The organism is Streptomyces sp. NPDC032940 (genome assembly GCF_040636935.1).
Taxonomy (GTDB): Bacteria; Actinomycetota; Actinomycetes; order Streptomycetales; family Streptomycetaceae; genus Streptomyces.
This window is the reverse complement of the sequence record NZ_JBEZVJ010000003.1, coordinates 215,965-237,814: the sequence shown is the minus strand read 5'-3', so window position 1 is coordinate 237,814 and position 21,850 is coordinate 215,965. Positions and strand designations below refer to the sequence as shown.

Sequence of the window (21,850 nt, the reverse complement as noted above, 5' to 3'; positions counted from 1 at the left end):
AGCAACCACCCACCACCCGCGGTCGCCGACGAGACAGGACTCCCCGAACTGCTACGCGAACACCACCGTGCGGCGCCCGTTCAGAAGGATCCTCCGCTCCGCGTGCCACTTCACGGCCCGTGCCAGCGCCTGGCACTCCACGTCCCGCCCGACCGCCACCAGCTGGTCCGGCGTGACGTCGTGGCCGACCCGCTCGACCTCCTGCTCGATGATCGGCCCCTCGTCGAGGTCGGCCGTCACATAGTGCGCGGTCGCGCCGATCAGCTTCACGCCCCGGGCGTGCGCCTGGTGGTACGGCTTCGCGCCCTTGAAGCTCGGCAGGAAGGAGTGGTGGATGTTGATGATCCGCCCGCTGAGCTGCTTGCACAGGTCGTCGGAGAGGACCTGCATGTAGCGGGCGAGCACGACGAGTTCGACCTTCTCCTCGCGCACGATCTCCAGCAGCCGCGCCTCGGCGTCCGCCTTGGTGTCCTTCGTCACGGGGATGTGGTGGAAGGGGACGCCGTAGGACCCCACCAGTTCCGCGAAGTCGGTGTGGTTGGACACCACCGCGGCGATCTCCACGGGCAGCGCGCCGGTCCGGGCCCGGAACAGCAGGTCGTTCAGGCAGTGCCCGAACTTGCTGACCATGAGCACGATGCGCATCTTCTCGTCGGCCCGGTTGATCTGCCAGTCCATGTGGAAGGCGTCGCCGATCGCCGTGAAGCTGGCCCGCAGCTTGTCCACGGTCACCGGCTCGTCGGCCGAGAAGTGGACGCGCATGAAGAACAGACCCGTGTCGTGGTCGCCGAACTGCTGGCTGTCCTCGATGTTGCAACCGGTCATGAACAGGTAGCTCGACACGGCGTGCACGATGCCCTGCTTGTCGGGGCAGGACAGGGTGAGGACGTACTGGTCGGCCGGTGCGGCGGCGGGGCTGGACTGCTCGTTCATGGGGGACAGGGTCCCATATCCGGCCCTGCCGGGCCGAAGGCCGCCCGACAGGCGGACCGCGTCAGGCGGACCCGGTCAGGCGGACCGCGTCATGATCCGCAGCACCTCGAGGCTGCGGGGCTCCGAGTCCGGCTCCTCGCCGTCGCTGGTCGCCAGCCGGACGTGCGCGTCCCGCGCCGCCCGCACCGCCTCCGGCCAGTCCGGGTGCTCGAGGTAGGCGGCCACCGGCGCGTCCGGCCCCACCTGGTGCATGATCCGCAGCACCCTCAGCACGGCGGTGTCGACGAGGGCCGCCTCCTGGGAGTCGCGGAAGATGGTGCCGACGTACTTCTCGGCGGACCAGTGGTCGAGCCAGGTGTCCTCCACCAGCCGGTACACCGCGTCGGTGACGTCGCCGTACCCGGGCGTGCCGGCCAGCCAGACGTCCCGCTGGAAGGCGGGCGCGGAGAGCATGTGCAGCGCGGAGCGCACCTGGCTGCGCCAGCGCCACCACGGCATGTCGTTGAGTGGCATGCCGCCCATGGTGGAGGAGCGACGGCCGCGACGGGAAGAGTTCTCCGAACCTTGCACGGTCACCGATCGTACGTTCCCCTCCCCTGCCGGCGTACCGGCCCCCGCAATTCACCTCGGCGTCACCCTGCGTCGACCACGGGTCACCTCCAGGTTATCCGTGTGGCGGAATCGTGCGGGACCATGACCGGCAGGCGACACCACCGCAGCACATTCCTCCGCGGCCTCCCCGGCCGCTTCCGGGCCGCCCGGACCGGGGCGGTGACCGCCGGCGCGCTGGCGGCGTGTGCGTCGCTCCTCACCGGCTGCGGGGTCGTCCCCGGTGTCACGGGGGGCTCCGGGGACGACCCGATCACCGTCATGACCTGGGCGCCCTCGGACACGGGCGCGACCAACAAGCCCGGCATGCCCGCCTTCGCCCGCGCCTACGCCCGCTGGGTCAACGCCCACGGCGGCCTGGGCGGCCGCAAGCTCAACGTCCTGACGTGCAACGACCACAACGACAGCGTGGCCGCCGCGAAGTGCGCCCGGCGCGCGGTCAAGGAGGGCGCGGTCGCCGTCGTCGGCTCCTACAGCCAGCACGCCGACTCGTTCTTCCCCGTCCTGGAGGGCGCCGGCATCCCGTACATCGGCGGCTACGGCATCACCAACACCGAGTTCACCAGCCCCCTGTCCTACCCCGTCAACGGCGGCCAGCCCGCGCTGCTCGCCGGGCTGGGCAGCGCGCTGGCGGAGGTCTGCGGTGACGTCACGCTCGTCCGGCCCGACACCATCGCCGGCGACCAGCTGCCCGCGCTGCTCGACTCGGGGCTGACCGGTGGCGGACACGCCCCGACCCACGACCAGCGGGCGAAGGAGGACGCCACCGAGTACGACCGCGAGTCCGACCGTGCGCTGCGGCAGGCGACCGCCGCAGCGGAGCGGGAGGGGTGCGTGGTGCCGGTCCTCGGGGACCGCACCGGCACCTTCATGGACTCCTTCCGGCGGGCCCGCGAGGAGTATCCGCAGGTGCGGACGGCGACGGTGCTCGGCAGCGTCGACCAGTCGACCGTCAACGCGTCCGGCGGGGCCTCGGGGCCCTACGAGGGCGCGTACGTCACCGGCTGGTATCCGGAGGCGGACGATCCGGGCTGGGACGGGATGAAGAAGGTCATCCAGGAGGAGGCGTTCGGCGACAACAGCGTCGACGCCGCGGACGCCGGGGTGCAGACCACCTGGATCGCCTACACCGTGTTCAAGGAGATCGTCGAGTCGCTGGGCGACGGCCGGGTGAGCGCCGACCGGGTCACCCGGGCCCTGGACGGCGGGCTGGAGGTCGGCACGGGCGGCCTGACGCCGACGCTGCGGTGGGAGTTCCAGGACAAGCTGGCCTCGGTCGGCTTCCCGCGGCTGGTCAACACGGAGGTCACCCTCCAGGTCGTCCGGCAGGGCCGGCTGGTCTCGGCCCGCAAGGGCGCCGTGGACACCACCCGGACGCTGCGCCACGCCGACGTCCTCTGAGCCGGGCCGGAGCGGGCGGGCCCGCGAAGGCCCGCCCGCCGTCGGTCAGAGCTGGGTCGGCTCGCGCTCGGTCAGGCCGTACTGCTTGGCGATGGCGTTCCAGAGGTCGGCGGCCTTCGCCTTCTCCTGGCTCGCCGTGCCGCTCGCCCGGTTCGCCTCCTTGGGCTGGGTGGCGGCCTTGCCCTTCTTGCAGCCCTTCTTCCCGGCCGTCTTGTCGGCCCAGGCCGCGTAGTGGTTGTCGGCCGACGCCGAGGCCTGCCACGCCTTGGTGAGCGCGGCGGTCAGCTCGGCGTGCGCGGGCAGCTTGTCCACGGACAGCTGGGAGAGGCTGGTGACCAGCCCGGACCGCTGCTTGGCGGCCTCGCGCAGGTCCTTGGCGGCCTGGGCCAGGTTGTCGCAGGTCTTCACGTCGGCCACCGCGTTGATCACGGTGGTGCGGCTGCTGCCGCTCTCGGCCAGCAGCTTGTCCAGCTCGACGGCCTGCTGCCGGACCGGGTCGGCGGACGGTGACTCCGGGGCCGAGGCCGACGCGGAGTCCGCGGGGGCCGTGGCGGACACGGTCTGGTTGGCGTTCTTGTCGTCGTCGCCGTCTCCGCCGCCCATCATCGCGCCGGCGCCGATCCCGACCACGGCGATGCCGACGCCCACGGCCGCCAGCAGCGGCAGACGGGAACCGGTCCGGCCGCCGCGGCCCCCGTCGCCGTGGCCGCCGCCGCGCCGGCCGCCGCCCGGACCCTGCGGGACGTACCCGCCCGCGTCGGCGGGGTGCGCGGGGCCCGGCTCGTCGAAGCGGGGCAGCTGCTGGGTGGCGGAGGCGGGACCGTCGGCGCCCGGTCCGCTGCGGAAGAGGCTGTCGAACTCGGCGGGCGGCTGCCGGCCGTCGTCGGCACCGGGCATGCCGCCGTGCGGACCGGCGGCCGGGCCTGCGGGCACGGGCGCGATGTACTGCGTGGCCTCGGCGTCGGGGTGGCCGGCCGCGGGCGCCGCCGGGTGGGGGGCGTGCTGCGGCGCGCGCCCGAGGAACTGCGTCGCGTCGGAGGGCGTACCGGCGGCGGGTCTCTCGGGGGGCAGCGCCCCCGGAGAGACGGGGGGTATGTACTGCGTCGCCCCCTCGTCGGCGGGTATGCCGACCGGCGGCAGGTACTGGGTGGCGCCCTCGTCGGCCGGCGGAAGCGGCGCGGCGGGCTGCCCGTGCGCCTGCTGGCCGTTGGGCTGCCCGTGCGGCTGCTGGCCGTGGGGCTGCCGGCCGTACTCCTGCTGCCCGTACGCGGCCTGTCCGTACTCCGGCTGCCCGTACGGCGGCTGCGCGCCCTGGGCGGGTCCCGCTGCGGCCGGGGCGCCGTACGCCGGAGGCTGGGTGTTCTCGGGGGGCAGCGGCCCCGGGCCCTGCGCGGGCGGCAGGCCGCCGGAGCCCTGCGCCGGCCCCTGCGCGGGCCAGGCGTGCTGATCGGCGGGCGGGCCGCCGGCCTCCGGGGAGCCCCAGGGCTGGGCGCCGGGCGGAGTGGGCCAGCCCTCACCCTGGGAGGGGCCGTACTGCTGCTGCCCCGGCCCCCACGGCTGGTCCCACGCCTGGGCGCCGGGCGGCGCCGAGGGGGGCGTGGACCCTGCGGCCTGCGGACCCGCGGGTCCGCCCGCCGGGCCCGGCAGCAAGGGCGCACCGCCGTCCGAGGGCAGCACGATGCCTTCGCGCGCTTGCCGCGGCGAGGGCTCTTCGCCCTGTCCACTCTGCGTCACCGGGACTCCTGTGAATGGGGGACCTTCGGAATCGTCGGCTCACGCTACCGGGTCCCCCGAGCCCCTGCCACGCCGCCCGGGGCGCGACCTCTTTCCCTGTGACCGCAGTAACAAAACCGGGCCCCGGCACGCTGTTTACGTTCCTTTCCGCTCTCCGCACAGCGTTTCACCGCACGTTCACACACCGGGGCCCGACGGCTCACGCGGCGGCGGGCAGATCGAGCCGCGCCCCGAACTCCCGTACCACCGACTCCTCCCGGTACGGCTCCAGGCGCTGCTGGAAGTCCTCCAGGTACTCGGCGCCCCGGTTGGAGCGCAGCGTCTCCAGCAGCTCCACGGCCTTCAGCGCCGTGTGGCAGGCCTGTTCGATCTCCCGCTGCTGCACCTGTGCCGTGGCGAGCAGCACATGGCCGATGGCCCGCCTGCGGGCCCGCGACTCGGGGTGCCCGGCGAGGGACTCCTCGGCGCACCGGGCCGCGGCGTCGGCCTGCCCGAGGTCCCGGTGGCAGTGCGCCAACTCGTCGGCCAGGTAGGCCTGGTCGAAGTGGGAGATCCACGCCGGATCGTCTCCGGAGGCCGGGTCGGCCGCCTCCATCGCCTCGATGGCGCGCCCGGCGGCCGCCTGGGCCGACCGCGCGTCGCCGAGCAGGGCGTGGCCGCGCGCCTCCGCGGCGTGGAACATCGACTCCGCGCGCGGGGTGACGCGCCCGCGTGCGCCCTCCTGCGCCGCGCGGGCCAACTGGGCGATCTCGCGCGGGTTCCCGAGCTGCGCGGCCAGGTGGCTCATGGACGCGGCGAGGACGTAGCCGCCGTAACCGCGGTCGCCGGCCGCCTGCGCGAGCCGCAGTGACTGGATGTAGTACCGCTGGGCCAGGCCTGGTTGGCCGGTGTCGACGGCCATGTATCCGGCGAGTTCGGTCAGTCGGGCGACCGTGGCGAACAGCTCCCTTCCGACCGCCTCCCGGTAGGAGCCCGCGAGCAGCCCGGAGACGACGCTGTTGAGGTAGTGCACGACGACGGGGCGCACATGCCCGCTGCCGTACTGGTGGTCCAGGTCGACCAGCGCCTGCGTCATCGCCCGCACGGCCGCCACGTCGGACTGGCCCACCCGAGGCCCGGCCGAGCGCGACACCTGCGGGTCGGGCGCGGAGATCAGCCAGTCCCGGCTCGGTTCGACCAGCGCGGACGCGGCGACGGAGGAGCCGGACAGGAAGTCCCGCCGTCCCACGTCGCTGCGCCACAGCTCGCAGACCTGCTCGATGGCCCCCAGTACCGTCGGCGAGAACTGGAGGCCGACGCCCGACGCGAGGTTCTTGCCGTTGGCCATGCCGATCTCGTCGATCGTGACCGTACGGCCGAGCTTGCGTCCCAGCGCCTCGGCGATGATCGCCGGGGCCCGGCCGCGCGGCTGCTGTCCGCGCAGCCAGCGGGCCACGGACGTCTTGTCGTACCTCAGGTCGAGGCCGTGCTCGACGCCGCACATGTTCACCCGGCGGGCCAGGCCCGCGTTGGAGCAGCCCGCTTCCTGAATGAGCGCCTGCAGCCGTTCGTTCGGCTGTCGCGCGACGAGAGGCCTTGCGGCCATGGCGTACCCCCATGCGGTTTCGATGCTGTCTCGGCGGAACGTGGGATGTCCGGCCGTGAAGATCAATGCCCCGCCGAACTGCCGACAATGCGAGGCTTGTGAGGTTTGCCGGGGTTACGGCCGGTGCCGGCCCCAGTCCTGGCTACCCAGCTCCGGCCGCGGATCCTCCCGCGCGCCCCCGAACGTGCACCCATGCGCCCCGAGTGCGGGAACGATGCTCCTCCCCCGCGCGTGGGAGGGCCGTAACCCGTGGTGGGCACGGGAGTTGAGTTCCACGTGGAAGAGACCATCCCGGGCACCGGATCCGCTCATATCCCTCAGCAGCGCGGAACGTCGCTGCTGGAGACCGCCGTCCGCTATGCCGAGGAGCGCCACTGGGACGTGTTCCCCGGGGCCTGGCTCGAGGCCGCCGACGGGGTGCAGCGCTGCTCCTGCGGGGAGCCGGCGTGCGCCGCCCCCGGGGCGCACCCGGCGCACGAGGACTGGGCGGCGCGTGCGACGGGCAGCGCGACCGTCGCCCGCCGGATGTGGCAGAAGCAGCCGGCGGCGTCGGTACTGCTGCCCACGGGACGGACGTTCGACGCGGTCGAGGTGGCCGAGAGCGCGGGGTTCCTGGCGCTGGCCCGGATGGAGCGGATGGAGCTGACGCTCGGGCCGGTGACGCTGGCGCCGGACCGGCGGATGCGGTTCTTCGTCCTTCCGGGAGCCGCGGCGAAGGTGCCGGAGCTGCTGCGGGGGCTGGGCTGGTCGCCCCGGTCGCTCGATCTGGCGGTGCTCGGGGAGGGCGGGTACGTCGCGGCTCCGCCGACGCGGGTGGGGACGCGGGGGGCCGTGCAGTGGGTGTGCCGGCCCACGGCGGCGAACCGGTGGTTGCCGGATGTGGAGGAGGTGATCTCGCCGCTGGCGTATGCGTGCGGCCGGGATCGGTGAGGCGCGCCTCTTCGTCTGCCCGGCTTGCGCCTGACGGCGGGTGCGGGTTGTCCTCCGGTTGATCGCGCCCACGCGGCGGAGCCGCACATGTGCACGGTCCCGCGCCCCTTCGGGGCGCTTCTCCCCCGTAGGGTTCCAAGCGACGGAGGGAGACGTGGTGAGTGCGAGCGCCGTACGTGTGCAAGGGCTCTGGAAGCGGTTCGGGCAGCAGGTCGCCGTGGGCGGTATCGATCTCGAGCTGCCCGCGGGGAAGTTCATCGGTCTCGTCGGGCCGAACGGGGCCGGGAAGACCACCACGCTCTCCATGGTCACCGGGCTGCTCCGGCCGGATCAGGGGTCGGTCGAGGTGGTCGGGCACGACGTGTGGCGCGATCCGGTCGAGGTGAAGGCCAGGATCGGGGTGCTGCCCGAAGGGCTGCGGCTGTTCGAACGGCTGTCCGGGCGGGAGCTGCTCGCCTACTCGGGTCGGCTGCGCGGGCTGCCCGGGGCCGAGGTGGACAAGCGGGCCACGCAGCTGCTGGACGTGCTGGACCTGGCCGGCGCCCAGCACAAGCTGGTCGTGGACTACTCGACCGGCATGCGCAAGAAGATCGGCCTGGCGACCGCGCTGCTGCACAACCCCGAAGTGCTCTTCCTGGACGAGCCGTTCGAGGGCGTCGACCCGGTGTCGGCGCAGACGATCCGGGGCGTCCTGGAGCGCTACACCGCCTCCGGCGCCACCGTCGTCTTCTCCTCGCACGTGATGGAGCTGGTGGAGTCGCTGTGCGACTGGGTGGCCGTCATGGCCGCCGGACGTATCCGCGCCACCGGCACGCTCGCCGAAGTTCGCGGTGACGCGGCCTCGTTGCAGGAGGCGTTCCTCGAACTCGTCGGGGCGGGCACCCGGGACACGGGCAGCGACCTCGACTGGCTGGGCGGCGGGGCGCGATGAGCGCGCGCACCGCACCCGCGGCACCGGCCGTGCCCCTGACGGCCGTGTTCGTACGGCTGAAGCTGTCCCTGCTGCGCAACGGGCTGCGGCAGTCCGGCGGGCGGCGGGCCGCCTACGTCGCCTCGGCCGTCGTCGTCCTGCTCTTCACCGCGCTCCAGCTGCTCGGCCTGGTCGCCCTGCGCGGACACGCGCACGCGGACGCGCTGATCGTGCTGCTCGCGGCCGTGCTCGGGCTGGGCTGGGCGGTGATGCCGCTGTTCTTCCCGAGCGGCGACGAGACCCTCGACCCGACGCGGCTGGTGATGCTCCCGCTGCGGCCCCGCCCGCTGGTGCGGGCCCTGCTCACGGCCTCCCTGGTGGGCATCGGGCCGCTGTTCACGCTGTGCATGTTCGCCGGGTCCGTGGTCTCGGTCGCGCACGGCGGGGCGGCGTTCGCCGTCGGCATCGTCGGTGCCGTCCTCGCGCTGCTGGTGTGCGTGACCCTCGCGCGGGCCGTCGCCGCGGCGAACGTGCGGCTGCTGACCAGCCGCAAGGGACGTGATCTGGCCGTGCTGAGCGGCCTGGTCGTCGCGGTCGGGGCCCAGCTGGTCAACTTCGGCGCGCAGCGGCTCGGCGCGTCCGGTCTGGGCCGGCTCGACCCGGTGGCCGACGTGCTGCGCTGGGTGCCGCCCGCGTCGGCGGTCGGCGCGACGGACGCGGCGAGCGACGGATCGTACGGCGTCGCGCTCGCCCAGCTGGCGCTGACCGCGGCCGCCCTGGTGCTGCTGCTGTGGGTGTGGGCGCGGCATCTGACCCGGCTGATGACCTCGCCCGACGGGTCCACGCTCCAGGCCGCCGAGGGCAGGCCCGCCCGCGAGCCGGGCTCGGCGGGCCCGGCCCGGCTGCTCCCGGCGGGCCGCACCGGCACCACCATGGAGCGGACCCTGCGGTACGTGTGGCGCGACCCCAAGACCAAGGCGGCCTGGGTGACCTCGCTCGCCATCGGCCTGATCGTGCCGGTGTTCAACGCCTGGCAGGGCACCGGCTCGGTGTACTTCGCCTGCTTCGCCGCCGGGATGCTCGGCATCCAGATGTACAACCAGTTCGGCCAGGACACGTCCGCCTTCTGGATCGTCGCGATGTCGATCTCCTCGACCCGGGACGCGTACGCCGAGCTGCGCGCCCGCGCGCTGGCGCTGCTGCTGATCACCCTGCCGTACGCCACCCTCGTCACCGTCCTGACCACGGCGATGCTCGACGAGTGGCGCAAGCTGCCCGAGGCGCTCGGCCTGTCCTTCGCGCTGCTCGGCGCGATGCTCGCGACGGGCGCCTGGACCTCGGCCCGTTTCCCGTACTCCGTTCCGCAGGAGGGCCACAAGAACGTGGTCCCCGGGCAGGTGGGGCTGGCCTGGATCTCCATCGTCGGCGGGATGGTGGGCGCCGCCCTGCTGTGCGCGCCGGTCATCGCGCTGACCGTCTGGCTGAACGTGCGCGAGGGCGGCGACGCGTGGGGCGCGGTGCTGCTGCCGGTGGGCGCCGGGTACGGCGCGGCGCTCACCCTGCTGGGCCTGCGGCTGGCCGCGCCGCAGACGGCGCGGCGGCTGCCGGAGATCCTGGCGGCGGTGAGCAAGGGCTGACGGGGGCGGGGCCCCCGTCCCGCCTCACCCTTCCCTGAGGGTGTCCAGGAACGGTTCGATGGCCGCCCGCCACGCCTCCGGCTGGTCGTAGTGGACGAGGTGGCCCGCGTCGGCGACCTCCGCGTACTGGCCGCGCGGCAGGACCCGGACCATCTCCTGGGCCTCGGCGCGGCCCAGCTCCCCGTCGAGTCCGCGCACGACCAGGGTGGGGCAGCGGACCTGGGCCAGCTCCTCCCAGTGGGCGTCGTAGACCCAGGTCTCGCGGGAGCGGAGCATCTGGTCGGGTTCGAAGACGGGGCGCCAGCCGTCGGGGGACTCGGCCATCACCTCGGCGTAGAACTCGCCCCGGGCCGGGTTGGGCCGCTCCACCCAGGGGTCGTCCTCGCCGAACCACTTGCGGACGTCGGCGAGGGTCGCGAACGGGACCGGCCAGGCCCGGAACCACTCGTCCCACACCCGCTGCGAGGCGGCGCCGAGCGCGGAGGCCCGCATGTCGCAGATGACGAGGCCGCGGACCAGGTCGGGGCGCTTGGCGGCGAGCTGCCAGGCGGTGAGCGCTCCCATGGCGTGGCCGATGAGGACGGCCGGGCCGAGGCCGAGCTGCTCCAGGGCGGCCTCGACGTCCTCGACGTACGCCTCCCTGGTGTACGCGCCCCGCGGGGGCTTGTCGCTGCGGCCGTGGCCGCGCTGGTCCAGGGCGACGGCCCGGTGGCGCGCGGAGAGCCAGCGCGCGGTGGGCGCCCAGTGCGACGCGCGGCCCATCAGGCCGTGCAGTAACAGCACGCCCGGCGGGCCGCCGTGCCGCCCGTCCTGCGGATCCGGGCCGTGGGTCCCGTCGGGCTTGGGAGGGTCGCCGAACTCCCAGGCGGCCAGGCGTACCCCGCCCGCCCCGGTGACGTCGATGCGCCGCGCCATAGGTCCTGGCACCCCCAAGTGTCGCGCCCTGTCGTGCCTGCGCTGCTCTTCGTGTCCGACAACCGCAGAGTATCGAATGGGTATTCGAAAATGGCGTCCCGACGGACAACACCCCTCCTTCGAGTGACACCCGTCAGGGATTGACCGCCGCCGCCGGGGGGAGATCTTCAGCGGGAGGCGGGCCGCTCGGGGAAAACGGTCCGACGGGATTGACCCTGGGAGCTCGGGGCTCCGGGTCAGCACAGGGGAGGACAGGCCCCGGCGCCGTCAGGCGCCGGGGCCCTCCACGTCTCTCCGGCATGTCCCTCCCCCTCCCCGGCCGGGCCGACATCGCTGTCGGGCCGCGGCCCAGCGCCTCACGCCCTCCGCCTCACGCGACAGCCTCGCACGCGAAACGCGCGACCGCTGCCGTTCCGGCGCAGCCCGTCCGCGAATCGACGGGATCGGCGACGCGTGGAGAGACCGGCCCGCGCAGGCGGCCGGCGCGGGCGCTCAGCGCTTGGCGACGAACACGTGGGACGCGACGTCCGCCTCCAGCTCGGCCGCCTCACCGCCGCTGCCGACCAGCACACCGCCCGCCGACTCCGTCACGCTCACCACGGAGCCCGGCTGCACGCCCGCCCGGCGCAGCGTGTACATCAGCTGCGCGTCCGTCTGGATCGGCTCGCCGATGCGGCGCACGACCACCGTCTTGCCCTCCGGGCCCGGACCGAGGTCGGCGAGCGACACCATGCCCTCGTCCAGGAACGGGTCGGCGCCGTCCGCCTCGCCCAGCTCCTCCAGGCCCGGGATCGGATTGCCGTACGGCGACTCGGTCGGGTGGCGCAGCAGCTCCAGCACCCGGCGCTCGACGGCCTCGCTCATCACGTGCTCCCAGCGACACGCCTCGGCGTGCACCTGCTCCCACTCCAGGCCGATCACGTCGACGAGCAGGCACTCCGCGAGCCGGTGCTTGCGCATCACGCGCGTCGCCAGCCGGCGCCCCTCGTCGGTCAGCTCCAGATGCCGGTCCGCGGCCACGGACACCAGACCGTCGCGCTCCATCCGCGCCACCGTCTGGCTGACCGTCGGGCCGCTCTGGTCGAGCCGCTCGGCGATCCGGGCACGCATGGGGACCACCCCTTCCTCCTCCAGCTCGAGGATGGTGCGGAGATACATCTCCGTGGTGTCGATCAGTCCGGACATACGTGCCCCTTGGTGAGATCTGCCGGAGGCTCAGGCCCACCGGCGCGTGCGCTGGCCCTGCACCCAATTCTGACGCATACCACCGACAAGCGTCCCTCGCCGCGGAAAGCCGGAGCGCCAGGCCCGCCGGACGCCGCCCCCACACGCCCCCCGGGCCGTATTGACACCGCACAGGTCCAGACCGCACCGTGATCGCGACGTAGCCACACCGAAGGGGCCCCGCATGAGCGACCGCAAGCCGGCCGGCCAGTTCCTCGACGCGGCGATCGACCTGCTGCGACGCGTCCGCGACGAGGAGGCCGACGCCGTCGAGGCGGCCGGCACCCTGCTCGCCGACACCGTCCGCGACGGGGGCCGCCTCTTCGCCTTCGGCGCCGGTCACTCCTCCCTCGCCGCCCAGGACGTCGTCTACCGCGCCGGCGGACTCGCCCTGATGAACCTGCTCGCCGTGCCCGGCGTCGTCGGCGTCGACGTCATGCCGGCCACGCTCGGCTCCGCCCTGGAGCGGGTCGACGGCCTGGCGAGCGCCGTACTGGACTCCTCGCCGCTGCGCGCGGGCGACGCCCTGGTGATCATCTCCCTGTCCGGGCGCAACGCGCTCCCCGTGGAGATGGCCATGAACGCCCGCGCCCTCGGGGTGAAGGTCATCGGCGTGACCTCGGTGGCCTACGCCTCCGGGACCAGGTCCCGGCACACCTCCGGCACCTTCCTGAAGGACCACTGCGACCTCGTCCTCGACTCCAAGATCGCCGTCGGGGACGCGGAACTCACCCTCGACACCGTCCCGGCGCCCTTCGCCCCCGCGTCCACCGTCGTCACCACGGCGCTGATGCAGGCCGTCATGGCGACGACGGCCGGCGTCCTCGCCGAGCACGGCATCGAACCGCCCCTGCTGCGCTCCGGCAACGTGGACGGCGGCCACGAGTGGAACGGCCGCGTGATGGAGGAGTACGGCGACCGGATCTTCTACCGCCGCTAGGCCGCGCGACGGGCCCGGGCGGGCTTCCGCACGGGCCCCGCTACTCCTCGGCGACCGCGCCCGCCAGGTCCAGCGCCGTCGCGATCCGCACCGCCACGTCCTCCGCGTACATCGCGTCGGGGCGCTCGAAGGCGCCGCGGCCGGCACCCCGCAGGAACGTCACGACGCCCAGCGTCCGCCCTCGGCTGCGCAGCACCGTGCACAGGGCGTGCACCGTGTCCGCCGGCCACTGCCGGGCCTCCGCCCACCGGCGCACCCGCTCCGGCGGCACCGAGCCGACACCGGCACTGACCCGCACCGAACCGGCCCGCTCCACGCACTGCAACGCCGGATGCCCCTCGCCGTACCGCACCGGCAGCCCGGCCGCGCCCGACGGCAGGCTCGGCCCCGGCGCGCCGGACGGCGTCGTCGCGACCCGCACCAGCCGGACCTCGTCCGCCGCCACGGAGTCCACGAGCGCCCCGCCCGCCACCCGGTCGATCAGCGCATGGTCCGCGAACCCGGCCAGCGCGAAGTCCAGATGGACGGTCGCCGCCTCGGCCGGGTCCTCGCACTCCGCCGCCGCCCGCGCCGCCCGGTGCAGCTGATGGGCGCGGAACCGCAGCAGCGCCGCCTCCTGCTCGGCCTGCTTGGCCTCCGTGACGTCCTGGAACAGCCAGCCCACGCCCAGCGGCACCGGCTCCTCCGCCAGAGGAGAGGCCAGCCGCACGAATCCGCTGCGCCAGCACCGCCGCCGCTCCCCCTCCGGGGTGCGCACGCTCACCCACACCTCGGCGGGCGCCGGCGGCGCACCCTCCGCCAGGACGTGCGTGAGCGCGCTCTCCAGCTCCTCCACGCCCTGCGACAGCAGATCACCCAGCGGCCGGCCCAGCACCGCCGTACGACCAGCGCCCAGGGCGCGCGCCGCGTGCGCGTTGACCACGGCGGGCCGCAGATCCACGTCCACGAGCACGACGCCCCAGCTCGCGTCCTCCAGCAGCGCCTCGCTCAGCGCGATGGACCGCTCCAGGTCGATCTGCGCGTGGACCTCGCTGAACGCGCAGTACACCCCCGCGGGCCCGCCGTCCGGGCCGCGCACGGCCGCCGACTGGGTGCGCACCAGCACCCGTCCGCCGTCCTTCGTCAGCAACGCGAACTCGTTGACCTGACGCCCCGGCGCCCGCATCGCGGACAGCAGCCGCTCCTCGACCTCCCCGGCGTCCGCGCTGCGCACCGCCCAGCCCGCGAAGCCCTGCCGGCCCACGGCCTCGGCCGCGCTCCAGCCCAGGATCCGCTCCGCCTCACGGTTCCAGTGGGTGACGACTCCCTCGGCGTCGAAGGCGCACAGCGCCGCGTCCATCCCGTCGAGGAGCGCGGCCAGCAGGTCCGCGCCGTCCCGCTCGGGCTGCTCCGGTTCGTCCGGCCCCAGCTCGTCCGTGGTCCCACTACGCCGGGAAGCACTCACCTGAACCCCCTGCAGGCTGCGTCCGCCGTACCGTACGCCGGTTCGTCCACTGGCCTTCATTCAACTCGAACGTGATGCAGCACACACCGGGTTCCCGCAAGTTCGGGGAAATCGTTGTACTGCGGAAACTCGGCATAGGCCCCTGTCATCAAGGGGCCGGCGTCACTCCCCGACGGCCAGCCGCAGATCGACCCACTCGTCGCTCTCGCCGTCCAGGACGTAGCGCTCGGACTCGGCGAACCCGCGCGCCGCGGCGAACCGCAGCCCCTCCCCGTTGGCCGCCAGCACCACCGTCTCCACCGCCCCGGCTCCCAGTCCGCGCGCGTGCGCCAGCCCCCGTTCGTACAGCGCCGTGCCGATGCCGCGCCCCCGGAACGCCGGCAGCACCCGCGCGATCACGGTGGCCACCCGCTCCTCCCCCGCGGGCGGACGCACGGTGGAGCACCCGGCGAGGACGTCCCCGAGGTAGGCGTTCTCCAGCCGGTACCGGGCGCTGCGCTCGCGCACGTCGTCCAGGGACATCGCGGCGGGCGGCACGATCTCGTTGTGCACGTGCCGCCACTGCTCGGCCATGGCCACGCCGTCCACGGCCTCGATCCGCAGCCCGGAGCCGGGCGCGACGAACCCCCGGCGCGCGTCGGCCTCGATCTCGATCCGCATCCGCTCGTCCGCGAGCCCGCACACCATCATGGTGGCCGCCGGCCGCACCTCGCCGAACACCCGCCGCAGCAGGGGCCAGCAGCGCTCGAAGTCCTCCCGCTCCGGCAGCAGGTACCGCACCCGCACCACGTCCGCGAAGGTGCACCCGGCCTCGGCCAGCGCGGCGCCCATGGTGCGCAGGCACTGCTCGGCCTGCTCCACCACGTCGTCGGCGATGGTCATCGTCGCGTAGTCGAACCCGGTCGTTCCCGACACGTGCACCCGGTCCCCGTCGACGACGGCCCGGGCGTACCCGATCCGCTCCTCGAAGGTGGACCCACTCATGATCGTCCGCCGCTGCGTCATGGTCGGAACGGTAGGTGAGCAGGGGAGACCGGGTCCATGCATATCGGCCGCGGAACCGGTCGCGGACCGCGCGAGAAAAGGCGTTGCCCCGGCGGCCGTCCGGTTCTTACTGTGGGGGCACACAGAAGGAAGGGAGGTGGTTCGGCAGATGTATCAGATCCGGACGCGTGAGGTGGCTGCGGGCTAGCGGCCCGGCACCACACGGAGTGCGGTGCCGGACCAGCGCGTGCGAGACGCGTGCAGCCGGCCCGATCCCAGGCAGTCACCCGACCCGCGAGTCGCCGGTACGTCCGGCCGGCTCCTCCACGGAGGAACCTGACTCGCGGGTCGTCTGCGTTGTGCGGGGGCCTGCGGGGTCAGTTCGCGATGTCCTCGTAGCCCTCCACCTCGCGCGGGTCGCGGGGGCCCGGGCCGGTGTAGCGGGCGGAGGGGCGGACCAGGCGGCCCGTGCGCTTCTGCTCCAGGATGTGCGCCGACCAGCCGGCCGTGCGGGCGCAGGTGAACATGGACGTGAACATGTGGGCCGGGACCTCGGCGAAGTCGAGCATGATGGCGGCCCAGAACTCGACGTTGGTGGCCAGGACGCGGTCGGGACGGCGGGCGTGGAGCTCGGCGAGGGCCGCCTTCTCCAGGGCCTCGGCGACCTCGTAGCGCGGCGCGCCCAGTTCGCGGGCGGTGCGGCGCAGGACGCGGGCTCGGGGGTCCTCGGCGCGGTAGACGCGGTGGCCGAAGCCCATGAGGCGTTCGCCGGCGTCCAGGGTCTTCTTGACGTACGCCTCGGCGTCCCCGGTGCGTTCGATCTCCTCGATCATGCCGAGGACGCGCGAGGGCGCGCCTCCGTGCAGCGGGCCGGACATGGCGCCGACGGCGCCGGAGAGGGCGGCGGCCACGTCGGCGCCGGTGGAGGCGATGACGCGGGCGGTGAACGTGGAGGCGTTCATGCCGTGCTCGGCGGCGGAGGTCCAGTAGGCGTCCACGGCGGCGACGTGCCGGGGGTCGGGCTCGCCGCGCCAGCGGATCATGAAGCGTTCGACGACCGACTGGGCCTTGTCGATCTCGCGTTGCGGGACCATGGGCAGGCCCTGGCCGCGGGCGGACTGGGCGACGTAGGACAGGGCCATGACGGCGGCGCGGGCGAGGTCGGCGCGGGCCTGCTCGGCGTCGATGTCCAGGAGGGGTTTGAGGCCCCAGACGGGGGCCAGCATGGCGAGCGCGGACTGGACGTCGACGCGGATGTCGCCGGAGTGCACGGGGATGGGGAAGGGTTCGGCGGGCGGCAGGCCGGGGTTGAAGGCGCCGTCGACGAGCAGGCCCCACACGTTGCCGAAGGAGACGTGGCCGACCAGGTCCTCGATGTCGACGCCTCGGTAGCGGAGGGCACCGCCCTCCTTGTCGGGTTCGGCGATCTCCGTCTCGAACGCGACGACTCCCTCTAGCCCGGGTACGAAATCGGACATCAGGCGGCTCCTCGTGGTCGTGATGTGTGGCGACCTGTGCGGGGGCGAGTGCGGTCGTCCCCAGGGATCCTCGGCCGTGTCCCCGGCTCGCGGTCCGTTCGGTCACCCGTGTGATGCCCCGTCCGGCCGGCGCTCATCCAACCGGGACGGAACCAGCACGATATCCCTGGGTGCCACCTTTGGGGAGGGGTTGCGGCACTCAGTGCCACTCAGTACCGCTCGACGCCGCTCGGTGCCGCTCAGTGACGGAGGACACCGCGAAGGGAGGCGTGCGGTACGGCAGGATGGCGTCGTGACCGACCGCGATGCCGTCCCCTTCGATCTTCCGTCGATGCGCAAGCAGTACCGGGCCGACGGGCTCGGTGAGCGTGAGCTGGCCGCGACGCCCGTCGAGCAGTTCGCGCGCTGGTTCAAGCAGGCCGCGACGGACGGCGGCCTGTTCGAGCCGAACGCCATGGTGGTCTCCACGGCGGACGCCGAGGGCCGGCCCAGCTCCCGCACGGTGCTCCTGAAGCACTTCGACGAGCAGGGCTTCGTCTTCTTCACGAACTACGACTCCCGCAAGGGGCGCGAGCTGGGCGAGAACCCGCACGTGTCGCTGCTGTTCCCCTGGCACGCGATGGCCCGCCAGGTCATCGTGACGGGGGTGGCGCGGCGGACCGGGCGGGACGAGACCGCCGCGTACTTCCGGACCCGGCCGCACGGCTCCCAGCTGGGCGCGTGGGCGAGCGTCCAGTCGTCGGTGGTGGCCGGGCGGGAGGCGTTGGACTCGGCGTACGCCGAGCTGGCGGCGCGCTATCCGGAGGGCGAGCGGGTGCCGGTGCCGCCGCACTGGGGCGGGTTCCGGGTGGTGCCGCGCACGGTGGAGTTCTGGCAGGGCCGGGAGAACCGGCTGCACGACCGGCTGCGGTACGTGGCCGAGGCCGACGGGGGCTGGCGGGTGGAGCGGCTGGCTCCGTGACCCTCCGGGCGGGCCGGGGGTGTGTCAGCCCAGCGCCCCGTCCAGCAGGTCGGCCCACTGGGCCACGACGCGTTCGCGCCGGCCGGCGTCGTCGGTGAGGAGGTTGGCGAGCCCGAGGCCGCGGGCCATGTCCAGCAGGCCCTGGACGGTCTCGCGGACGCCGGGGCGGCTCTCGTCGGCGCCGAGGAGGTCGACGGCGATGCGGTGGGTCTCGCGGCCGACGCGCGCCTCCAGCTCGGTCACCCGGCCGCGCAGCTGTTCCTCGTTCGAGGCGGCGACCCACAGGTGGAGCGCGGCGCGGAACAGCGGGCCGGTGTAGAGGTCGACGAGGGCGGCGACGACGGCCCGGCGGTCGTCGGCCGCGGCGCCCTCGGGGAAGAGGGCGCGCAGGGCACCGGAGCGTTCCTCCGCGACGTATTCGACGGCGGCCGTGAAGAGGTCCTCGCGGGTCGGGAAGTGGTGCTGGGCGGCGCCGCGGGAGACGCCGGCGCGTTCGGCGACGACGGAGACCGTGGAGCCGGCCCAGCCGTGTTCGGCGAGGCAGGCCACGGCGGCTTCGAGGAGGCGCTGCCGGGTGGCCCGGCTGCGGTCCTGCTTCGGTACGCGCTCGGCACGGTCGGCCGCGCTCACACCACCCATTCCGGATCCCGTCGTTCGAGGAAGGCCGTCATCCCCTCGCGGGCCTGCGGGGAGGAGAACAGCCGGGCCGAGAGCGCGGTCAGGTCGGCCGCGTCCCGGTCGAAGGCCTCCAGCACCCTAGCCGTGAGCAGCCGTTTCGTCTCGGCCAGAGCCTGGGGTGAGGCGCGGCGCACACCGTCGAGGACGGGGGCGAGGACGGCGTCCACGTCGTCGCCGGCCGCGGTGACCAGGCCGGTGCGGACGGCCTCGGCGGCGTCGAAGCGTTCGCCGGTGAGGTAGTGGCGGGTGAGGGCGCGGGGGTCGGCGCGGGGCAGCACGGTGAGGGTGATGACGGCGGGGGCCACGCCGATGCGGACCTCGGTGAAGGCGAAGGTCGACTCCGTGGACGCCGCCGCGATGTCGCAGGCGGCAAGCAGGCCGAGGCCGCCGGCGCGGACGTGTCCGGTGACCCGGGCGATGACGGGTTTGGGCAGTTCGACGATCTGCCGGAGCAGGGCGACGAGGGCGTCCGGGTCGGGCGGGTCGCGCAGGTCGGCGCCGGCGCTGAAGGTGGTGCCGGTGTGGGTGAGGACGACGGCGCGGACGCTCGGGTCCTCGCCGGCCGCGGTGAGCGAGTCGGCGAGGCCGGCGACGAGGGCGGCGGAGAGGGCGTTGCGGTTGTGCGGGGAGTCGAGGGTGAGGGTCTCGACGCCCCGTGCGCGGCTGCGGTCGATCGGGGTCACCGGCGGCCTCGCAGTTCGCGGCGGAGGATCTTGCCGCTGGCGGCGCGGGGCACGGCGTCGGTGAAGGTGACCCGGCGGACGCGTTTGTAGGGGGCGACGCGTTCTGCGACGTACATCATGATCTCTCCTTCGGTGGGCCCGTCGGCGGGCGTCCGGCGCACGACGTGGGCGTGGGGCACCTCGTTGCCGTCGTCGTCGTGGTCACCGACGACGGCCGCGTCGGCGATGCCGGGGTGGGTGAGGAGGAGGGCCTCGAGTTCGGCGGGGGCCACCTGGAAGCCCTTGTACTTGATGAGCTCCTTGACGCGGTCGACGACGAACAGCCAGCCGTCGGCGTCGACGTGCCCGACGTCCCCGGTGTGCAGCCAGCCGTCCTGGTCGATCATGGCGGCGGTGGCGTCGGGGCGGCCCAGGTAGCCCTTCATCACCTGGGGGCCGCGGATGAGGATCTCGCCGGACTCGCCGACGCCGAGGTCCTCGCCGGGGGCGGTGAGGGAGACGATGCGCATCTCGGTGCCGGCGATGAGCTTGCCGACGGTGCCGGGCGGTGCGTCGGCCATGGCGTCCAGGGGGACGACGTGGGTGCCCGGGGAGAGTTCGGTCATGCCGTAGGCCTGGCCGACGGGCGGCAGGCCGAGCCGCCGGGAGCAGGCGGCGGCGAGGTGCGCGTCCAGGGGTGCTGCGGCGCTGACGACGTACTTCAGCGAGGACAGGTCGTAGTCGGCGACCAGGGGGTGCTTGGCGAGGGCGAGGACGATCGGCGGGGCGACGTACAGGCCGGTGATGCGGTGGTTCTGGATCGCGGCGAGGAACTGTTCCAGGTCGAAGCGGGGCAGGACGACGACGGTGGCGCCGAGCCGCAGCGGGGCGTTCATGAGGGCGGTGAGCCCGTAGATGTGGAACAGCGGGAGGACGGCCAGGATGCGTTTGCCGGGGCCGGCCGCGATGGCGGGCTGGAGCTGGGCGAGGTTGGTGGCGATCTGCCGGTGGGTGAGCATGACGCCCTTGGGCGTGCCGGTGGTGCCCGAGGAGTAGGGCAGGGCGGCGACGTCCTCGGCCGGGTCGATGGCGACCTCGGGCTCGGGTGCGGTCGAGGCCAGCATGTCGATGAGGGAGCGGTGGCCGGACGCGCTGTCGCACACGAAGATCTCCTGGACGCCGCCCGCGAGTTCGGCGGCGCGGCGGGCGACGCTCAGGAGAGGTGAGACGGTGACGATCCAGCGGGCCCGCGAGTCGCCGAGTTGTCTGGCGAACTCCTCCGCGGTGGCGAGCGGGTGCACGGTGGTCACCGAGGCGCCCGCGCGGGTGGCGGCGTAGAAGGCGAGCGGGAAGGCGACCGTGTTCGGGCTGTGCAGGGCGAGGACGTCGCCCTTGCGCAGGCCGGCCTCGGCGAGGGCGGCGGCGATGCGCCGGTGGAACCGGTCCACCTGCTCGTAGGTGAGCGTGGTGCCGTCGGTGCCGTCGATCAGTGCCGGGGTGTTCCCGAACACGGCGGCCCGGCCGAGCACGGCGTCGTGGATGGGCTGTTCGACGGGCGGGACGTGTGCGTACTCGCTGCGGAACACGGTTCCTCCAACGCGGGCGGGATACGGCCTAGTACGACTTGGGCAGGCCCAGGGTCTGGTGGGAGACGTAGTTGAGGATCATCTCCCGGCTCACGGGAGCGATACGGGCCACGCGCGAGGCCGTTATCAGCCGGGCGAGACCGTACTCGCGGGTGAGGCCGTTGCCGCCGAGGGTGTGCACGGCCTGGTCGACGGCCTTCACACAGGCCTCGCCGGCCGCGTACTTGGCCATGTTGGCGGCCTCGCCGGCGCCGATGTCGTCGCCGGCGTCGTAGAGGCGGGCCGCCTTCTGCATCATCAGGCGGGCCAGTTCGAGGTCGATGTGGGCCTGGGCGAGGGGGTGGGCGATGGCCTGGTGGGCGCCGATGGGGGCCTTCCAGACGGTGCGTTCGCGGGCGTACTCGACGGCCTTGGAGAGCGCGTAGCGGCCCATGCCGATCGCGAAGGCGGCGGTCATGACGCGCTCGGGGTTGAGGCCGGCGAAGAGCTGGAGGAGGCCCGCGTCCTCGTCGCCGACGAGCGCCTCGGCGGGCAGCCGTACGTCGTCCAGGACCAGCTCGAACTGCTTTTCGGCGGCGTCGAGCTCCATGTCGATGGGGCGCCGCTGGAAGCCGTCCGCGTCGCGGGGGACGATGAACAGGCAGGGCTTGAGCCTGCCGGTGCGGGCGTCCTCGGTGCGGCCGACGACGAGGGTGGCGTCGGCGATGTCGACGCCGGAGACGAAGACCTTGCGTCCGGTGAGCAGCCAGTCGCCGCTCGCCGGGTCGCGGCGGGCGGTGGTGGTGATGCGGTGGCTGTTGGAGCCGGCGTCGGGCTCGGTGATGCCGAAGGCCATCATGCGGCTGCCGTCGGCGAGGGCGGGGAGCCACTCCTGCTTCTGGGCCTCGGTGCCGAAGCGGGAGATGACGGTGCCGCAGATCGCCGGGGAAACGATCATCATGAGCAGGGGGTTGCCGGCGGCGCCCATCTCCTCGAGGACGAGGGAGAGTTCGGCGATGCCGCCGCCGCCCCCGCCGTATGCCTCAGGCAGGTTGACACCGATGTAGCCGAGCTTGGCGGCGTCCTGCCAGAAGCGGCGGCTGTCTTTGCCGAGGGTGGTGGGGTGGCTGGCGGCGAAGGCTGATACCGCTTCGCGGAGGGACTTGTGCTCTTCGGATTCGAGGAGGGTGGTCATCACTGTGCTCCTTCGGGTGCGGGTTTCGTTGTGGCTGGTCGCGCCCACGCGGCGGAGCCGCATAT

The 21,850-nt window shown here is 73.7% G+C and carries 19 protein-coding genes; 6 read left to right on the top strand and 13 right to left on the bottom strand.

Translation table 11 applies throughout. The features are described from left to right. Window positions 1-51: 51 nt before the first annotated feature. Entirely contained in the window at window positions 52-933 is an 882-nt protein-coding gene (gene purU / locus AB0E77_RS06065) for a formyltetrahydrofolate deformylase (protein ID WP_361566193.1), read from the bottom strand. Between the two features lie 75 nt (window positions 934-1,008). Then, on the bottom strand, window positions 1,009-1,455 hold the full coding sequence (locus tag AB0E77_RS06060; protein ID WP_361566190.1) for a hypothetical protein: 447 nt from the start codon (window positions 1,453-1,455) through the stop codon (window positions 1,009-1,011). A 171-nt stretch (window positions 1,456-1,626) separates the two neighbouring features. On the opposite strand from AB0E77_RS06060, the gene AB0E77_RS06055 reads away from it, so the two are divergent. Beyond that, a complete protein-coding gene (locus AB0E77_RS06055; protein WP_361566187.1) occupies window positions 1,627-2,943 on the top strand; it encodes an ABC transporter substrate-binding protein in 1,317 nt (438 codons plus the stop codon). A gap of 45 nt (window positions 2,944-2,988) precedes the next feature. Here AB0E77_RS06055 and AB0E77_RS06050 read toward each other — a convergent pair whose 3' ends face one another. Next, complete coding sequence (locus AB0E77_RS06050; RefSeq protein ID WP_361566184.1) at window positions 2,989-4,677, bottom strand: hypothetical protein; 1,689 nt, start codon at window positions 4,675-4,677, stop codon at window positions 2,989-2,991. A gap of 199 nt (window positions 4,678-4,876) precedes the next feature. Continuing rightward, window positions 4,877-6,262, bottom strand: a complete 1,386-nt coding sequence (locus AB0E77_RS06045) for a transcriptional regulator (protein WP_361566181.1) — start codon at window positions 6,260-6,262, stop codon at window positions 4,877-4,879. Between the two features lie 276 nt (window positions 6,263-6,538). Between AB0E77_RS06045 and AB0E77_RS06040 the strand changes: the two genes are divergently transcribed. The 3 genes from AB0E77_RS06040 to AB0E77_RS06030 all read left to right on the top strand — a co-directional run bounded on the left by AB0E77_RS06040 (window position 6,539) and on the right by AB0E77_RS06030 (window position 9,739). Beyond that, a complete protein-coding gene (locus tag AB0E77_RS06040) occupies window positions 6,539-7,192 on the top strand; it encodes a bifunctional DNA primase/polymerase (protein ID WP_361566179.1) in 654 nt (217 codons plus the stop codon). Between the two features lie 154 nt (window positions 7,193-7,346). Further along, window positions 7,347-8,123 (top strand): ABC transporter ATP-binding protein, encoded by a 777-nt coding sequence (locus AB0E77_RS06035; RefSeq protein WP_361566176.1) that lies wholly within the window; start codon window positions 7,347-7,349, stop codon window positions 8,121-8,123. Further along, the gene (locus tag AB0E77_RS06030) at window positions 8,120-9,739 is read left to right on the top strand and encodes a transporter (protein WP_361566173.1); all 1,620 of its coding nucleotides are present in this window, start codon (window positions 8,120-8,122) and stop codon (window positions 9,737-9,739) included. Before AB0E77_RS06035 ends, AB0E77_RS06030 begins: the two co-directional genes overlap by 4 nt. A 24-nt stretch (window positions 9,740-9,763) precedes the next feature. On the opposite strand, the gene AB0E77_RS06025 is transcribed toward AB0E77_RS06030, so the two are convergent. Then, the gene (locus tag AB0E77_RS06025) at window positions 9,764-10,654 is read right to left on the bottom strand and encodes an alpha/beta hydrolase (RefSeq protein ID WP_361566171.1); all 891 of its coding nucleotides are present in this window, start codon (window positions 10,652-10,654) and stop codon (window positions 9,764-9,766) included. A gap of 492 nt (window positions 10,655-11,146) precedes the next feature. Further along, complete coding sequence (locus AB0E77_RS06020) at window positions 11,147-11,839, bottom strand: metal-dependent transcriptional regulator (protein WP_361566168.1); 693 nt, start codon at window positions 11,837-11,839, stop codon at window positions 11,147-11,149. A 223-nt stretch (window positions 11,840-12,062) separates the two neighbouring features. Between AB0E77_RS06020 and AB0E77_RS06015 the strand changes: the two genes are divergently transcribed. Next, complete coding sequence (locus AB0E77_RS06015) at window positions 12,063-12,818, top strand: SIS domain-containing protein (RefSeq protein ID WP_361566165.1); 756 nt, start codon at window positions 12,063-12,065, stop codon at window positions 12,816-12,818. 40 nt (window positions 12,819-12,858) lie between these two features. On the opposite strand, the gene AB0E77_RS06010 is transcribed toward AB0E77_RS06015, so the two are convergent. The 3 genes from AB0E77_RS06010 to AB0E77_RS06000 form a co-directional block, all read right to left on the bottom strand. Next, window positions 12,859-14,322, bottom strand: coding sequence for a PAS domain-containing protein (locus AB0E77_RS06010; protein ID WP_361566162.1), 1,464 nt, complete (start codon window positions 14,320-14,322; stop codon window positions 12,859-12,861). A gap of 102 nt (window positions 14,323-14,424) precedes the next feature. Further along, the gene (locus tag AB0E77_RS06005) at window positions 14,425-15,267 is read right to left on the bottom strand and encodes a GNAT family N-acetyltransferase (protein WP_361566160.1); all 843 of its coding nucleotides are present in this window, start codon (window positions 15,265-15,267) and stop codon (window positions 14,425-14,427) included. Window positions 15,268-15,623: 356 nt separating this feature from the next. Continuing rightward, window positions 15,624-16,724, bottom strand: coding sequence for a citrate synthase 2 (locus AB0E77_RS06000; RefSeq protein WP_361566157.1), 1,101 nt, complete (start codon window positions 16,722-16,724; stop codon window positions 15,624-15,626). A 292-nt stretch (window positions 16,725-17,016) separates the two neighbouring features. Here AB0E77_RS06000 and pdxH point away from each other — a divergent pair, with 292 nt between their 5' ends. Next, a complete protein-coding gene (gene pdxH / locus AB0E77_RS05995) occupies window positions 17,017-17,685 on the top strand; it encodes a pyridoxamine 5'-phosphate oxidase (protein ID WP_361566155.1) in 669 nt (222 codons plus the stop codon). Window positions 17,686-17,709: 24 nt separating this feature from the next. On the opposite strand, the gene AB0E77_RS05990 is transcribed toward pdxH, so the two are convergent. Genes AB0E77_RS05990 through AB0E77_RS05975 form a run of 4 tightly spaced genes read right to left on the bottom strand, consistent with a single transcriptional unit; the run spans window position 17,710 to window position 21,785 of the window. Next, a complete protein-coding gene (locus AB0E77_RS05990) occupies window positions 17,710-18,324 on the bottom strand; it encodes a TetR/AcrR family transcriptional regulator (RefSeq protein ID WP_359395683.1) in 615 nt (204 codons plus the stop codon). Continuing rightward, complete coding sequence (locus AB0E77_RS05985; protein ID WP_361566150.1) at window positions 18,312-19,046, bottom strand: enoyl-CoA hydratase family protein; 735 nt, start codon at window positions 19,044-19,046, stop codon at window positions 18,312-18,314. Before AB0E77_RS05985 ends, AB0E77_RS05990 begins: the two co-directional genes overlap by 13 nt. After that, the gene (locus AB0E77_RS05980; protein WP_361566147.1) at window positions 19,043-20,611 is read right to left on the bottom strand and encodes a 4-coumarate--CoA ligase family protein; all 1,569 of its coding nucleotides are present in this window, start codon (window positions 20,609-20,611) and stop codon (window positions 19,043-19,045) included. Before AB0E77_RS05980 ends, AB0E77_RS05985 begins: the two co-directional genes overlap by 4 nt. A gap of 28 nt (window positions 20,612-20,639) precedes the next feature. Continuing rightward, complete coding sequence (locus AB0E77_RS05975) at window positions 20,640-21,785, bottom strand: acyl-CoA dehydrogenase family protein (RefSeq protein WP_361566144.1); 1,146 nt, start codon at window positions 21,783-21,785, stop codon at window positions 20,640-20,642. Window positions 21,786-21,850 lie beyond the last annotated feature (65 nt).